This is a genomic window from Nocardioides flavescens (assembly GCF_009823805.1).
GTDB lineage: Bacteria > Actinomycetota > Actinomycetes > Propionibacteriales > Nocardioidaceae > Nocardioides > Nocardioides flavescens.
On record NZ_WUEK01000002.1, the window covers coordinates 120,993 to 135,900 of the forward strand.

At 72.0% G+C, this 14,908-nt stretch carries 11 protein-coding genes and 3 pseudogenes; 4 read left to right on the forward strand and 10 right to left on the reverse strand.

Going from position 1 to position 14,908, the window contains the following annotated elements; translation table 11 throughout:
* Window positions 1-11: 11 nt before the first annotated feature.
* The 4 genes from GRQ65_RS03260 to GRQ65_RS03275 all read right to left on the reverse strand — a co-directional run bounded on the left by GRQ65_RS03260 (window position 12) and on the right by GRQ65_RS03275 (window position 2,122).
* Window positions 12-392, reverse strand: a complete 381-nt coding sequence (locus GRQ65_RS03260; RefSeq protein WP_160875147.1) for a LapA family protein — start codon at window positions 390-392, stop codon at window positions 12-14.
* Window positions 393-427: 35 nt separating this feature from the next.
* The gene (locus tag GRQ65_RS03265; RefSeq protein WP_160875149.1) at window positions 428-1,264 is read right to left on the reverse strand and encodes an EamA family transporter; all 837 of its coding nucleotides are present in this window, start codon (window positions 1,262-1,264) and stop codon (window positions 428-430) included.
* Window positions 1,261-1,737: a DUF456 family protein gene (locus GRQ65_RS03270; protein ID WP_160875151.1), complete on the reverse strand. Its 477-nt coding sequence runs from the start codon at window positions 1,735-1,737 to the stop codon at window positions 1,261-1,263. The genes GRQ65_RS03265 and GRQ65_RS03270 overlap by 4 nt, the downstream gene beginning before the upstream one ends.
* Before the next feature lie 166 nt (window positions 1,738-1,903).
* On the reverse strand, window positions 1,904-2,122 hold the full coding sequence (locus GRQ65_RS03275) for a DUF7455 domain-containing protein (RefSeq protein WP_160875153.1): 219 nt from the start codon (window positions 2,120-2,122) through the stop codon (window positions 1,904-1,906).
* A gap of 499 nt (window positions 2,123-2,621) precedes the next feature.
* Here GRQ65_RS03275 and GRQ65_RS03280 point away from each other — a divergent pair, with 499 nt between their 5' ends.
* Both GRQ65_RS03280 and GRQ65_RS03285 read left to right on the forward strand, forming a co-directional pair.
* The gene (locus GRQ65_RS03280; protein WP_160875765.1) at window positions 2,622-4,607 is read left to right on the forward strand and encodes a DNA gyrase/topoisomerase IV subunit B; all 1,986 of its coding nucleotides are present in this window, start codon (window positions 2,622-2,624) and stop codon (window positions 4,605-4,607) included.
* Between the two features lie 11 nt (window positions 4,608-4,618).
* The gene (locus tag GRQ65_RS03285) at window positions 4,619-4,783 is read left to right on the forward strand and encodes a hypothetical protein (protein WP_160875155.1); all 165 of its coding nucleotides are present in this window, start codon (window positions 4,619-4,621) and stop codon (window positions 4,781-4,783) included.
* Here the strand turns inward: GRQ65_RS03285 and GRQ65_RS03290 are convergent.
* The 6 genes and pseudogenes from GRQ65_RS03290 to GRQ65_RS23755 form a co-directional block, all read right to left on the reverse strand.
* The gene (locus GRQ65_RS03290; protein ID WP_160875157.1) at window positions 4,780-5,274 is read right to left on the reverse strand and encodes a carbonic anhydrase; all 495 of its coding nucleotides are present in this window, start codon (window positions 5,272-5,274) and stop codon (window positions 4,780-4,782) included. The two genes, GRQ65_RS03285 and GRQ65_RS03290, sit on opposite strands and share 4 nt — an antisense overlap.
* 23 nt (window positions 5,275-5,297) lie before the next feature.
* The gene (locus GRQ65_RS03295; RefSeq protein ID WP_160875159.1) at window positions 5,298-7,076 is read right to left on the reverse strand and encodes an MFS transporter; all 1,779 of its coding nucleotides are present in this window, start codon (window positions 7,074-7,076) and stop codon (window positions 5,298-5,300) included.
* Window positions 7,073-7,807, reverse strand: coding sequence for an LppX_LprAFG lipoprotein (locus GRQ65_RS03300; protein WP_160875161.1), 735 nt, complete (start codon window positions 7,805-7,807; stop codon window positions 7,073-7,075). The genes GRQ65_RS03295 and GRQ65_RS03300 overlap by 4 nt, the downstream gene beginning before the upstream one ends.
* A gap of 5 nt (window positions 7,808-7,812) precedes the next feature.
* Window positions 7,813-9,951: pseudogene (locus tag GRQ65_RS23745) on the reverse strand (DNA gyrase/topoisomerase IV subunit A); the annotation flags it as partial.
* Between the two features lie 366 nt (window positions 9,952-10,317).
* Window positions 10,318-10,932 (reverse strand): annotated as a pseudogene (locus GRQ65_RS23750) (LAGLIDADG family homing endonuclease); the annotation flags it as partial.
* Window positions 10,933-11,019: 87 nt separating this feature from the next.
* A pseudogene (locus GRQ65_RS23755) lies at window positions 11,020-11,583 on the reverse strand (DNA gyrase subunit A); the annotation flags it as partial.
* 122 nt (window positions 11,584-11,705) lie between these two features.
* Between GRQ65_RS23755 and GRQ65_RS03310 the strand changes: the two are divergent.
* Window positions 11,706-12,095 carry a tautomerase family protein gene (locus GRQ65_RS03310; RefSeq protein ID WP_160875165.1) on the forward strand — a complete coding sequence of 130 codons (390 nt, stop codon included), beginning with the start codon at window positions 11,706-11,708 and terminating at the stop codon, window positions 12,093-12,095.
* A gap of 99 nt (window positions 12,096-12,194) precedes the next feature.
* On the forward strand, window positions 12,195-14,900 hold the full coding sequence (locus tag GRQ65_RS03315) for a GNAT family N-acetyltransferase (protein ID WP_160875167.1): 2,706 nt from the start codon (window positions 12,195-12,197) through the stop codon (window positions 14,898-14,900).
* Window positions 14,901-14,908: the final 8 nt, after the last annotated feature.

The window sequence follows — 14,908 nt, forward strand, 5'->3', positions numbered from 1 at the left end:
TGCGCCGGGCGTCAGTGGCTGGCGCGGGCGCCGCGCTTGACGCGGCGGCGCAGCTGCAGGATGCGCAACGTGCCGGCCATCCCGGCCAGGAACAGCCCCGCGACGGCTGCGATGAGCAGCGCCACGGCGACCGGCACCTGACCGTCCCAGGTCAGGAAGCTGACCGTGGTGCGGCGGGTGTTCTGGGCGATGAAGATGATCAGCAGGATCAGCACCACGCCGAGACCGATGACGGCGGCGTAGATCCCGCTCGTGCGCGAGCGGCGCAGCGGGTCGTCGTCCTGCGCGCGCGTGGGTGTGGCGATGCTGGTGCCGCGGTCCTTGCTGGTGTCGGCGCCGAGGGACTCCTCGCGGAGGAGCCCGTCGCGGGTCGGGTCGTTCGTGTCGCTCATGCCCGTCAGTACCCGCCTCCGGGGGGTGTCAGCGCTCAGCCGGCCGCGACGAGCACCACGGCGGCGGTGCACATCGCGAGGCCGAGTCCCTGCGCCCGGTGCACGTGCTCGCGCAGGACCACCGCGGCCAGGAGCACCGTGACGGCGGGGTAGAGCGAGGTGATGACGGCGGCGACGCTGAGGTAGCCGTGGTGGGTCGCGACCTGGAACAGCCCTGTGGCGAGGGCACCGAGAGCGCCGCTCACGACCCCGCCGAGTGCCCACGAGGAGCGCGGCACCCAGTCCTGACGCAGGGTGAGGGCCACCGCGACGATGGCGAACGCAGCCACGAGCTGGTTGAGCGCGAGCGGGAGGAAGCCCGCCTCCTGCGGCACCTGCGCCAGCGCCGCGAAGAGCGAGCCGAAGCCGAGCCCCGCCAGCAGCCCGTCGACCACTCCGGAGGAGCCACTGGCGCCGGTCGGGGAGGAGGACGGGGCCCGCGAGACGAACCAGATCGCCGGGAGGGCCAGGACGAGCCCGAGCCACACCAGCACGCCCGGCCGTTCACCGGCGACGAGGCCGACCAGCACGGGGACGGCCACCGCGCCGACGCCCGAGACGGGCGCGACGACGCCCATCCGGCCGCCCGCGAGGCCACGGTAGAGGAACGCCGTGCCGAACCCGTTGCCGAGTCCGGCGACCAGGGCCCAGGCGAGATCCGTCGCGCCCGGGGTGCGCCCGTCGACCAGGGCGACGACCAGCACGAGGACGGTGCCGCCCAGCTGCGCGAGCAGGGAGACCGCCCAGGGGCCGCCGCGCTTGGAGAAGATGCCGCCGCTGAAGTCGCCGAGACCGTACGACGCCGCCGCGAGCAGCGAGAGCAGCACGGTCACGTCGCGAGCACTCCGCCGACCCAGACCAGCGTCGCGACCAGGCCGGCCGCGAGCTCGATCAGGATGCTGAGCCCGACCGCGCGCAGGGCGTGCTTCGTCGAGGGCCACGCGCGCTGGGCCCCCAGCCGGCGGTGCTCCGCGGCGTACACCCCGAGGACGAAGCCGAGGAACAGGCCGACGACCGGCACGACGAAGAAGCCGACCACGCCCAGCGCCACCCCGGCCCACTGCGTTGACGCGGGGATGCCGGCGACCTGCAGTCGCCGCCCGGGCACGAGGTACTTCACGACGGCTCCGCCGGTGAGCACGACGGTCACGACCCCGGCGACGCTCCAGGCGAGGACCCCGCCGGTGGAGAAGGCCCACGCGACCGCGGCCCCGAGGATCAGGATCGAGCCCGGCAGGATCGGCACGAGGATGCCGACGAGGCCCACGGCGATCACGAGGGCGCAGAGGAGCTCGACGCCGGTCACGGCCTCAGGCTCCCACAACGACCCCCGGCGACCGGCAGCGACGAGGCGCACGTCGGGAGTCGAGCGCCGGGAACGGCACGAGGCCCCGGACCTGGTGGTCCGGGGCCTCGTCGTGTCGTACGCCGCTGATCGGCGGCGGGTCGGTCAGGGTCTGTGGGGCGGTGCCTCAGGCGGAGGCGCCCGGCTTGTCGGTGAGCTTGCCCGTCTCGTCGACGACGGTCACGGCGATCTCCTTGAGCTTGTCACCGTGCTCGCGAGCGTGGTGGGCGCAGAAGAGGAGCTCGCCGCCGGACTGGAGCTCTACGCGGAGATAGGCCTGGGCTCCGCAACGGTCGCAGCGGTCGGCTGCGGTGAGCGGGGTGCTCGGAGCAACTGCAGTGGTCACGACGGCCTCATTTCTCGTTTCGGTGTCGTTGGTGCAACGTAGCCAGGGTCCCCAAAGATTCCCCGGTTGCGTCACATCCCCCTCGGACGCCTTGATCCAATCACGGATGGTCTTCCCACCACCGTCCCGGTTCACGCCTGGGACCAGTGTGTGGCCTCGGTAACCGAGATGGTGGTGGAACAACGCAGTTCGGACAGGTGGTGCGGTCGGGCTGGTGGGACGGCTGGTGCGAATGGTGCGGCTGCCTGGCTGTCCGGACGGCGGCGACGCTGCCGCTGACCCCACCGTAGTGGGGGTCCGGGGGCGACCCGACCAGGCGTGCCTGCGAGGCCGCCCGGCGTGTCGAAGGTAGATTCGGAGCCGCACCCGCCACCGGATGGGACCCGCGAACGGTCCCGACCGGGGGCACCGACGCGAGGAGTGACCGATCGACACCGCCTACAACGCCGCGCACCTGCTGGTCCTCGAGGGCCTCGAGGCGGTGCGCAAGCGCCCGGGCATGTACATCGGCTCCACCGACACCCGCGGGCTGATGCACTGCCTGTGGGAGATCATCGACAACGGCGTCGACGAGGCCCTCGCGGGAGCGGCGCAGCGGGTGGAGGTCACGCTCCACCCCGACGACTCGGTCGAGGTCCACGACGACGGGCGCGGCATCCCGACCGACAAGGAGCCGCGCACCGGGCTCCCGGGCGTGGAGGTGGTCGCAACCAAGCTGCACGCCGGCGGCAAGTTCGGTGGCGGCTCGTACGTCGCCACGGGCGGTCTGCACGGCGTCGGGCTCTCGGTCGTCAACGCCCTCTCGGCGCGCATGGACATCGACGTGGAGCGCTCGCCCGCCATCCAGGGGCTGTCGTTCAAGCACGGCGTGCCGGGCGTCTTCGACGGCGACGGCCCGCGGGCGGCGTTCACGGCGCAGAGCGGTCTGACCCGCAAGGGCGCTCGGGTCGCGAAGGGCCGCAGCGGCACCCGGATCCGCTTCTGGCCGGACCGGCAGATCTTCACCAAGGACGCCGACTTCGTCTACGACGGCCTGCTCGGCCGAGCCCGGCAGACGGCGTTCATCGTGCCCGGCCTCGAGATCGTCATCCGCGACCTGCGTGGACCCGAGATGGTCGAGGAGAAGTTCCGCCACGACGGCGGCATCGGCGAGTTCGTCGACTTCCTGGCGAAGGACGAGCCGGTGACCGACGTGCTGCGCCTGCAGGGCAGCGGCACGTTCACCGAGACGGTGCCGGTGCTCGACGCCAACGGCCACATGACCCCGCAGGAGGTCGAGCGCGAGCTCGGCGTCGACATCGCGGTGCGGTGGGGGACCGGCTACGACACCGAGCTGCGCTCGTTCGTCAACGTCATCGCCACCCCCAAGGGCGGCACCCACGTCAGCGGCTTCGAGCAGGGCCTGCTCAAGACGTTCAACGACGTGATGAGGGCCGCCAAGGTCCTCAAGGTCAACGACGACCCCGTCACCAAGGACGACGTCCTCGAGGGGATGACCGCCGTGGTGACCGTGCGCCAGGCCGAGCCCCAGTTCGAGGGTCAGACCAAGGAGATCCTCGGCACGCCGCAGGTGCGCAGAGTGGTGAACAAGGTCGTCTCCGCCGAGATGGATGCGTTCCTCACCTCGACCAAGCGGGTCGAGAAGGCCCAGGCCAGGCTGGTGATGGAGAAGGTCGCCGGCGCGGCCAAGACCCGCATCGCCGCGCGCCAGCACAAGGAGACCCAGCGCCGCAAGAACGCCCTGGAGTCCTCGGCGCTGCCGGCCAAGCTCGCCGACTGCCGCGCGACCGACGACCGCACCGAGCTGTTCATCGTCGAGGGGGACTCCGCGCTCGGCACCGCCAAGCTCGCGCGCAACTCGGAGTTCCAGGCCCTGCTGCCGATCCGGGGCAAGATCCTCAACGTCCAGAAGGCGTCGGTGGGCGACATGCTCAAGAACGCCGAGTGCGGCTCGATCATCCAGGTGGTCGGCGCGGGCTCGGGGCGCACCTTCGACATCGACGCGGCGCGCTACAGCAAGATCATCTTCATGGCCGACGCCGACTCCGACGGGGCCCACATTCGCTGCCTGCTCGCGACGCTGTTCTTCAAGTACATGCCCGAGCTCGTCGCCGCCGGCCGGGTCTTCACCGCCGTGCCGCCGCTGCACCGCATCGAGCTCACCAACCCCCGCAAGGGCATGGACAAGTACGTCTACACGTACTCAGACGACGAGCTGCACCGCAAGCTCGCCGAGCTGAAGAAGAAGAACATCGGCTGGAAGGACACCCCGCAGCGCTACAAGGGGCTGGGGGAGATGGACGCCGACCAGCTGGCCGAGACCACGATGGACCCGCGCCGGCGCACCCTGCGCCGGCTCACCGTCGACGACGCGGAGGCCGCCTCGCAGGTCTTCGAGCTGCTCATGGGCTCCGAGGTCGCGCCGCGCAAGGAGTTCATCGTGCAGGGCGCCTACGAGATCGACGCGGAGACGCTCGACGCGTGAGGTGGCGGTCGGTGCCGGTGGTCGAGGAGGTCACGCTGGCGACCGTCTCGAAATCGCTGTCGGAGGTGCTGGTGGCTCCGAGACAGGACTTCGTCCTTCCTCACCCACCGGGGCAGCGCCGTCTTTCCTGGACAACCGGCGTCGCCGCGCTCTCCGTCGCGACCACCGAGGCCTAGAACTTGCGGTCGAGCAGACCCGTGTCGACGTCGTAGACGAACCCGCCGACGGCGACGGTCTCGGGGATCAGGGGGTGGGTGCGCACCTTGCGCACGTCCTCCTCGAGGGCGGCGACCTGGTCGCGCACGACGTTGAAGGGCTGCCAGGTGGAGTCGAGGCCCGAGGAGGCGTTGATCTTCTCGTGCAGCTCGGCCTCGGTGTTGCTCGCCACGGCGCAGCGGGTGTGGGGGACGATCAGGACGCGCGAGACGTTGAGCAGGTGCGCGGCGAGCACGAGCGCCTCGAGGGCCTGGGGAGTGACCCGACCGCCCGGGTTGCGGAAGATCTTGGCGTCGCCGGCCTTGAGCCCGACCATCGCGAGCGGGTCGATGCGCGAGTCCATGCAGGTGACGATCGCGACACCCGCGTGCGCGATGCCGTCGAAGCCGGAGAGGTCGAAGCGTTCGGCGTACTCGCCGTTGGCCTGGAGGAGGTCGTCGAAGGAGTGCACGTCTCCGGAATCTAGCGCGTCGCTCACACCGTCGCACCCAGGCTGTCCCGGGGCTGGACACCCCGGGTCTGCGCCCCGCGGAACAGCACGAGCGCCAGCACGCCGGCGACGACGCAGCACACGACGGCGCCGGCGAAGACGGTCTGCTCCTGGGCGACCCCGGCGAGCTTCTGCAGGTCGCGGTAGGCGTCGCACATCTGCGCCTGCCCGCAGACCTGGGCGACGGTGTCGATCGCGTCCTGCTCGGCGTAGAACCGGCGCAGCCCGATCGTGGTCAGGGCCGAGATGCCGACGAGCATGCCGACCATCCGGGCGACGACGACCATCGCCGAGGCCACGCCGTGCACGGCGTCGTCGGTGCTCGCGAGCACGGCGGCGTTGACAGGGGCGAGCGCGAGACCGAACCCGAGGCCGCACACGACGAGCGCGACGGTGGCCGAGGGGTGCTCGAGGGCGTCCACGCCCCAGCGCGACATCATCGCGAAGCCGACGGCCGACAGGCCCATGCCGACCGTGGTCACGAGACCGGCGCTGCGGCTGCGGACGAGGTAGCCACCGACGACGGCCCCGACCGGGAGGGCGACGAGGAAGCGCACGAGGACGAGCGCGGCCATCAGCTGGGAGTCGCGGTACGTCGTCGTGCGGGCGAAGATCGGGATGTCGATGAGCGCCGCGATCAGCGCCGCGCCGACGAAGAAGCTGACCGCCACCGCGCCCCAGGCCGGACGCCGGTGCAGCGCGCCGCGGGGGAGCAGGGGGGCCTCGGCGCGGCGCAGGTGCAGGACGAAGGCGAGCGCGGCGACGGCGGAGCCGAGGAGGTACCACAGCCCCTGGTCGGAGAAGACCTGCACCGCGGGGTCGGCGGTGGCGAAGGCCAGGATCACGCCACCGAGCGCCACGGCCAGGAACAGTGCGCCGACGAGGTCGGCCTCCCGGGCGCTGCGCCACCACCCGCGCAGGTCGACGAGCGGACGCCGGGCGAGGACGCAGCGCAGCAGCAGGAGCACGAGCGCGCCGACGGCCGCTGCCCCGACCGGCGTCAGCCACCGCCCCGAGCCGGCGAACGGCACGAACCACGCGCCCCAGGTGAGGTCGCGCACCAGCGGCGCCGGCCGGACGAACACGACGGCGCCCAGGACCAGCGTGGCGGCGAGCAGCAGCGCGCCGACGACGTCGGGCCGGCCGCGTGCCGTCGTACGCGCGGGGGAGCGGCCGGCGGTGGCCCGCACGGCCGCCGCGAGGACGAGGCCGACCGCGAGGTTGAGCGCGAAGATCGCGCGCCAGTCGGCGAGCGCCAGCACGACGGCGCCGAAGAGGGGACCGAGGACGCTGCCAAGCTCCTGGACCGCGGAGACCACCCCGAGCGGCACGCCACGGCGCTCGGCGGGGTAGAGGTCGGCGACGAGCGCGAGGGTCGCGGGCACGAGACCGCCGCCTCCGACCCCCTGCAGGAAACGCCCGGTGACCATGCTGGGCAGGTCGTAGGCCATCGCCGTGACGAGCGATCCGAGAGCGAACACGACCAGGGCCGCGGTCAGCACCGGCAGCCGGCCGCGCAGGTCGGCGATGCGTCCGATCAGCGGCAGCATCGCGACGTAGCCGAGCAGGAACCCCGAGATGATCGGGGCGGCCCGCTGGAGCTGGTCGATCGAGATCCCGACGCTGCCCATCATCTCGGGCAGGGCCAGGACGACGACGTAGGTGTCGGCAGCGGCGAAGGCCACCGCGACCGAGGCGAGGACCAGCAGGAGCCGGGGGGAGCGGAGTCCCGCCCGCGACGGGCCGGCGCCGACGTCGGTCACGGAGCGGTGATCTGCTTCTCGGTGCCGTAGTCGTCGAGGCCGAGCGTGTAGGTCACCTGGCCCTGGTCGTCGCCGTAGAACGCGCCGGTGATCTCGGCGCTGCGCAGTTCGTCGTCGTCGGTGATCGTGTAGGTCACGTCGAAGTCGCCGCTCGCGGTCGGGATCAGCGCGGACACGGCCTCGGCGGGCAGGGTGCCGGTGTACTCGGTGAGGATCTCGGAGTTGTCGGCACCGCCGCGCACCGAGTCGCCCTTCTCGAGCCCGGTCGCCGAGCCGAGCAGACCGGAGAACCCGCCGTCGGGGTCCATCAGCTTCGCCGGGTCGGGCGCGCCGTAGTCGGCGGGGTCGATCTGGGTCCAGTCGGGCAGCAGCAGCGAGTTGCGGGCGTACGTCGTGCCGTCGACCGCGATGACGTCGGCGTCGGCGGCCAGGCCGTTGACGCTGAGCTTGAACGTGCCCTCGAACGCCGAGGGGTGCACACCCGTGCCGGTCGCCGCGGTGATGCCCGTGACGCCGCTCGGCAGGTCGTCGGTGCTGAGCTCGATGGCGACGCCGCTGGTGTCGTCGAGCGTGGTCTTGGCGGCGGCCACGACCTCCTCGGGGGAGCGCTCGGGTCCGTCGTCGCCGCCGTCGTCGCCGGAGCAGCCGGCGAGCACGGCCGCGCCGAACACCGCGGCGAGGGACAGGGACACGAGCCGGCCCGGGGAGCGGCGAAGTGCGCGGCTGGTCACGGCCCTCACCCTTGCACACCGCTGGTCGGGGCGGCCTCGAGCGACCGGGCGAGCCGGGTGCCGACCGGACCGGCGACCGCGGCGATGGGCTGCGCCGCCGGGACGCCGGAGCCGTCGCGGCGGCCGGTCGCCTCGGGGAGCTCGACGGGGGCTCCGCTGGTCGCGGCCGCCCGGGCCGGCGCGTCGCCCGCCCACGCGGTGACGAGCACGTCCTCTCCCTTGAGGAACCGGTGGCAGCGGACGCCACCGGTGGCGCGACCCTTGGCGGGGTACTCGCTGAACGGCGCGACCTTGACCGCGCCCGGCTCGGTGCCGGGCAGCGCCGTCGAGGAGCCGGACGCGGTGACCACGACGGTCTCGACGGAGGGGTCCACGACGCCGAACCAGGCGACGTGCTGGCCGGCGGCCAGGCGGATGCCCGCGATGCCACCGCCGGAGCGGCCCTGGGGGCGCACGCCGTCGGCCCCGAAGTGCAGCAGCTGAGCGTCGGTGGTGATGAAGCACAGGGTCTCGGTCCCGGTGACGAGCTCGGCGGCGCCGACCACCTCGTCGCGGTCCTCCAACCGGACGACCTCCCACTCGTCGCGGTTCAGGACCTCGGGGTTGACCCGCTTGACGACGCCCTGGCGGGTGCCGAGCGCGAGCCCGGGTCCGTCGGTGCGCAGCGAGGTCAGCGCCAGGGCGCGCTCGCCCGCGGCGAGCTGCACGAGCTCGCTGAGCGGGTAGCCGCCCTGCAGGTTGGGGTCGTTGGCCGACGGGGGCAGCGCCGGCAGGTCGAGCACCGCGATCCGGACCAGCCGGCCGCGGCTGGTGAGCAGTCCCACCTCCGCGCGGGCGGTGGTCGCCACGGCCGAGACGACGACGTCGTGGTTGGCCCGCGACGCGGCGTCGCCCTCGCCCCGGCCGACCGGGTCGGCGTTCGTGGTGCGGGCGAGCAGCCCGGTGGAGGAGAGGAGCGCGAAGCACGGGTCGTCGGCGACCTCGAGCGGGGCGCTCGCCGCGGTGACCGTCGTACCGGCGGACTCCAGCAGGACCGTGCGGCGCGGGGTGCCGTAGGTCCTGGCGACCTCGGCGAGCTCGTCGGAGACGACCTCGCGCAGCAGCTGGTCGTCGGCCAGGATCGCCTCGAGCTCCTCGATCTCGCGGCGCAGCGTCTCCTGCTCCTTCTCGAGCTCGATGCGGCTGAGCCGGGTCAGGCGGCCGAGCTGCATGTCGAGGATGTTGGTGGCCTGGATCTCCGAGAGGTCGAAGACCTCCATCAGGCGCTCACGGGCGGCCGCGCGGTCGTCGCTGGTGCGCACGACCTGGATGACCTCGTCGATGTCGAGCAGGGCCAGCAGGAAGCCGTCGACGACGTGGAGACGCTCGGCCTTCTTGTCGCGCCGGAACTGCGAGCGCCGGCGTACGACGTCGTAGCGGTGGCCGAGGAACACCTCGAGCAGCTGCTTCAGCCCCAGCGTGCGCGGTTGGCCGTCGACGAGGCAGACGTTGTTGATGCCGAACGTCTCCTCCATCGGCGTGAGCTTGTAGAGCTGCTCGAGGACCGCCTCGGGCACGAAGCCGTTCTTGACCTCGATGACCAGGCGGGTGCCGTGGGTCATGTCGGTGAGGTCCTTGACGTCGGAGATCCCCTGCAGCTTCTTGCCCTGCACGAGGGTCTTGATCCGCTCGACCACCTTCTCGATGCCGACGTTGTAGGGCATCTCGGAGACCACGATGCCCTTGCGGCGCCCCATGGTCTCGACCCGGGCGGTGGCTCGCATCCGGAAGGTGCCGCGGCCGGTGTCGTAGGCGTCGCGGATGCCGTCGAGGCCGATGATCTTGCCGCCTGTCGGCAGGTCGGGGCCGGGGATGAAGCGCATCAGCCCGTCGAGGTCGACGCCGGGGTGCGTGATGAGGTGGCGCAGCGCCTGGACCACCTCGACGAGGTTGTGCGGGGCCATGTTGGTGGCCATGCCGACCGCGATGCCGGTCGTGCCGTTGACGACGAGGTTGGGGATGGCGCTGGGCAGCACCACCGGCTCGGTCTCGCGGCTGTCGTAGTTGGGCTTGAAGTCGACGGTGTCCTCGTCGATCGACGCGGTCATCGCCACCGCGGGCGGAGCCATCCGGCACTCGGTGTTGTGGTTGACGAAGCCGCCGGCGAGGAACGAGTGGTCCTCGCTGTCGACACGGATCGAGTACACCGTCTCGGGTGCCTCGTCGGTCACTTCTGCCACCTCGACGAACCGGTAGCCCGAGTCCATGACCGAGGCGACGACCTTGAGCACCTCGGAGTCCTCGAACTGCGAGACGATGAGGCTACGGTCCTGCTGCCACCGCTCCACCCGGTCGAAGTTGTGCTGCACGAGCCAGGTCTTCCCGGTGCCGCGGCCCTCGCCGAGACTGTCGCGGACGAAGTCTGCGACGTACGGGGCCCGGTCCCGCGTGAGCCGGTGCGTGTAGCGCGGCATCTCACGCAGCAACGACTCGAGGCGGCGACGCTTGGCCGTGAGGAAGCCGACCCGCTCGGCGAAGGCGTGCATGTCGTGCAGGCCGGAGATGACGAGGCGGTACTCGCCGCGCTCGTAGCGGGTGAGGTTGCTGTGGATGCCGAACTCGAGCAGCAGCTCGAGGAGCCCGCGGGCGAGCCGTTCGCTGCAGGTGGAGTACTGGATCGTGAGGGACTTGTCGCTGGCCGGCCTCAGCCCACCGTCGCTTTCGAACAGCGCCATGAGGAACGCTCGCTTGACGCCTGGCGTGCCGCGCCAGACGACCTCCGGCACGACCTTCTCGGCTGCCTCGAGACCGCTCAGGGCGTGCAGATGACTGGTGCGGAGCTGCGTGAGGTTCTGCACGTCGAGCTCGTGGATCGTCTTGCCCGATCGCCTGAGCTGCCGGGCGCTGACGCATCGGCGACCGCCGACGAGCGCGTCGTAGGCGTCCAGGACGTACTGGAAGTACTCGGGATCCGTGTTGTTGAACCCGGCGCGGCCCTCGGAGACGAACCCCTCTGAGACCCAGCCGCCCAGCAGCGTCCCGAGCTGCATCTCGTAGGCCATCGGGACGGCGGTCGTCCATGCGTTGCGCGCCAGACAGACCACGGTCCCCGGGGTGATCTCGTCCAGGCGGAGCCACTGGAACATCGGCACGCCTGCGATGGGCAGGAGGCACAGCACCGGGTGGTTGTGACTCCCACGCAGGGTGTGGCCACTGGCCGTGGTGAGGCGCTTGACCGGGTGCACGCCGGAGTTGAAGACCTTGGACACGTGGACGGCCTTGCCGTCCTTGTCGAGCACCTCGACGTCCGTGTCGGCCTCGCTGTCGGCCGGGAGCGACACGAGCTCGTCGATGCGCAGCGAGGACCCGTCCGCCAGGCGCACGTGCGTGTCACCGGTCACGCAGTACCGCATCGCTGCCGGCGGGTCGTCAGGAGATCCGAAGTTGCCGTGGCCGTCGATCATCGGCAGCCGCAGGGTCCACGGCTGGGCGAGGCGCACGAGGGCGTCGTAGATGGCTCCGTCGCCGTGGGGGTGCAGCCGGCCCATGACCTCGCCGGCGACGCGGGCGCTCTTGACGTGACCGCGGTCGGGGAAGAGCCGCATGTCGTGCATCGTGTAGAGGATCCGTCGCTGCACCGGCTTGAGCCCGTCGCGCGCGTCGGGCAGGGCGCGGGAGTAGATGACCGAGTAGGCGTACTCCAGGAACGACGAGCGCATCTCGTCGCCGACGTCGATGTCCTGGATGTGCTCCTCGAAGTCGTCGGGGAGCTCCTGCGGGGTGCTGCGCCGTGCCATGGGGCCAGTCTCTCGCGACGCGCGGCGCCGTACGACGTGGGCACGCCGGGACGGGTGCGTCGCTCCATCGGGCACCGGGGAGGGAGCCACCCGACCCATCCGCTCACCCGAGGAGCCCCTCCATGCCCCTGGTCCGCATCGACCTCGTCGCCGGTCGCACCGACGACGAGGTCCGCGCCCTCGCCGACACCGTGCAGGAGTGCCTGCTCGACGTCTTCGCCGCGCCGCCCGGCGACCGCTACCAGGTCGTCACCGAGCACCCGCCCGGCCGGCTGTTCATCGAGGACACCGGCCTGGGGATCGAGCGCAGCGACCAGGTGGTGGTGATCCAGATCACCCAGCAGGGTCGCGACCGTGAGCAGAAGCAGGCGTTGTACGCCGCGCTGGCCGAGCGCCTGCACGAGCGGGTCGGGCTGCGGCCCGAGGACCTCGTCGTCTCGGTGGTGCGCAACGAGCCCGAGGACTGGTCCTTCGGTCACGGCCGCGCCCAGTTCCTGACCGGCGAGCTCTGACCGGCTCGCACTGACCCGCTCGCTCCGACCGGACGCCGGCGCGCGCCGGATCGGACGCTCCGCCAGCGCGTGTCGGCGGCGGCGGATACGGTTCTCGGTGTGGGCGGACCAGACCAGACGACGGCGCGGACGGCGCCCGAGCACTGGACCTCCGACGTGCTCCTGCGCGACGGGCGCACGGCCCACATCCGCCCGATCCAGCCGGCCGACGCCGACCTGCTGCGCGAGTTCTACGCCCGCGTCTCCGACCGGTCGAAGTACTACCGCTTCTTCAGCCCGATGCCGCGGCTCTCGGACCGCGACGTCAAGCGGTTCACCCAGGTCGACCACCACGAGCGGGTCGCCTTCATCCTCACCCTGCAGGGCCAGATGATCGCGGTCGGGCGCTACGACGTGGTCCGCCCCGGCGAGGCGGAGGTCGCCTTCCTCGTGGAGGACCAGCACCAGGGGCGCGGCATCGCCCAGGTCCTGCTGGAGCACCTCGCCCAGGCCGCGCGCGAGCGGGGCGTCGACAAGTTCGTCGCGGAGGTCCTCCCGGACAACCAGCGGATGATCCAGACCTTCCGCGACGCCGGCTACCGCGTGGTCTCGGCCTACGACGAGGGTGTGCTGCAGCTCGAGTTCCCCATCGAGCCCACCGACACCGCGATCGGCATCATGCAGGGCCGCGAGCACGTCGCCGAGGCGGCGTCGATCCACCGGTTCTTCAACCCTCGCTCGGTGGCGGTCATCGGCGCCTCGCGCCGCCAGGACACGATCGGTCAGGCGCTCGTGCGCAACCTCGTCCTCGGCGACTTCACCGGCCGCGTCTACGCCGTCAACCCGACCGCCCGCGCGGTGTCCGGCCTGCCGACGTACCCCACCGTCGGCGACATCGAGGACGACGTCGACGTGGCGATCGTCGCGGTGCCCGCCGACGCCGTCGAGGACGTCGTGCTCGACTGCGCGGCCAAGGGGGTGCACGGTCTCGTCGTCATCTCCAGCGGGTTCGCCGAGACCGGCGAGGAGGGGCGCCAGCGTCAGCGCCGCCTCGTGGGGCTCTCGCGGTCCTACGGCCTGCGGCTGATCGGGCCCAACGCGCTCGGCATCATCAACACCCACCCCGACGTCAAGATCAACGCCTCGCTCGCCGGGCTGATGCCGCCGCGTGGTCGGGCGGGGTTCTTCTGCCAGTCCGGCGCGCTGGGTTCGGCCATCCTCGAGAAGGTCAACAACCGCGGCCTCGGCCTGTCGACGTTCGTGAGCGCGGGCAACCGCGCGGACGTCTCGGGCAACGACCTCCTGCAGTACTGGGAGGAGGACGAGTCGACCGAGGTCGTGATGATGTACCTCGAGTCCATCGGCAACCCGCGCAAGTTCTCCCGGATCGCGCGCCGTGTCTCGCTGCGCAAGCCGGTCATCGCGGTGCGCTCGGGGCGCACCACCCAGGGCGTGCCGATGGGCCACGCCGTGCGCAAGATCGCGGCGCCGCCGCAGGCCGTCGACGCGATGTTCCGCCAGGCCGGCGTCATCCAGGTCGACACCCTCGACGACATGTTCGACGTGGCCCAGCTCGCCGCCCACCAGCCGCTGCCCCGCGGACGCCGGGTCGCCATCGTCGGCAACTCCGACGCGCTGGGCCTGCTCGCCGCCGACGCGGCCGCGGCGGTCGGCCTCGTGGTCAACAAGCAGGTCGCGCTGTCGACCGAGCCCACGCCCGAGGACTTCGAGGACGCCCTCGACGACGCGATCGACGACCCCGACGTCGACGCGGTCGTGGTCGTCTACATCCCGCCGATCGACGTCGGCAGCGCGGCGATCGCCAACGTGCTCGCCGCGGTGGGGGAGCAGTCCGACAAGCCGCTCGTCTCGACGTTCCTCGGTGCCGAGGGAGTGCCCGAGCTCCTGCGGGTGCCGGACCTCGCGGGCTCCACCGCGGGCCGCGGCTCGGTCCCGTCCTACCCGGCCGTCGAGGCGGCCGTGCGCGCCCTGGCCCGCGTCGTCGACTACGCCGTGTGGCTGCGCACGCCCGACGGGCGCGCACCCGACCCCGACACCGTCGACGTCGCCGCGGCCCAGGCGATCGTCACCAAGGTGCTCAGCACCTACCCCGACGGCCACGACCTGCGCGCCGACGACCTGACCGCCCTGCTCGCGGCGTACGGCATCGACCTGTGGGAGGCACGCCCCGTGCGCTCGCTGCGCGAGGCGCAGCGGGCGGGCAAGGACCTCGGGTGGGACGTCGTCCTCAAGGCGACCGCCGAGCACCTGCGCGAGCGCCCCGACCAGGCCCACGTCGTGCGCAGCATCGACGACGAGGCCGAGATGCAGGAGGCCTGGAAGGACCTGGGGCGCGTCATCGACGACCCCGAGCGCGCGGCGTTCGTGGTGCAGAAGTCCGCGACCCCCGGCATACCCGTCGCGATCCGCTCGCTGGAGGACCCCCTCTTCGGTCCCGTGGTGTCGTTCGGCATCTCCGGGCCGATCATCGAGCTCCTCGCCGACGTGTCCTACCGGATCCCCCCGCTCTACCAGCACGACGCCGCCGCGATGGTGCGCGAGATCAAGTCGGCCCCGATGCTCTTCGGCTACCGCGGCAGCGAGGTCGTCGACATCGAGGAGGTCGAGCGGCTCATCCAGCGGGTGGCGCAGCTGCAGAACGACCTGCCCCAGGTGCGCTCGCTCGAGCTCTCGCTCGTCCTGGCGGGCTCCCACGGCTCGACCGTCCTCACCGCCTCGGCGCGGGTCGAGCCGGTCGCCGACCCGCGCTCGGACTGGTTCGTGCGCCGCCTGCCCAGCCACCCGGGCGACACGATCCCGACCTGAGCCGGGGG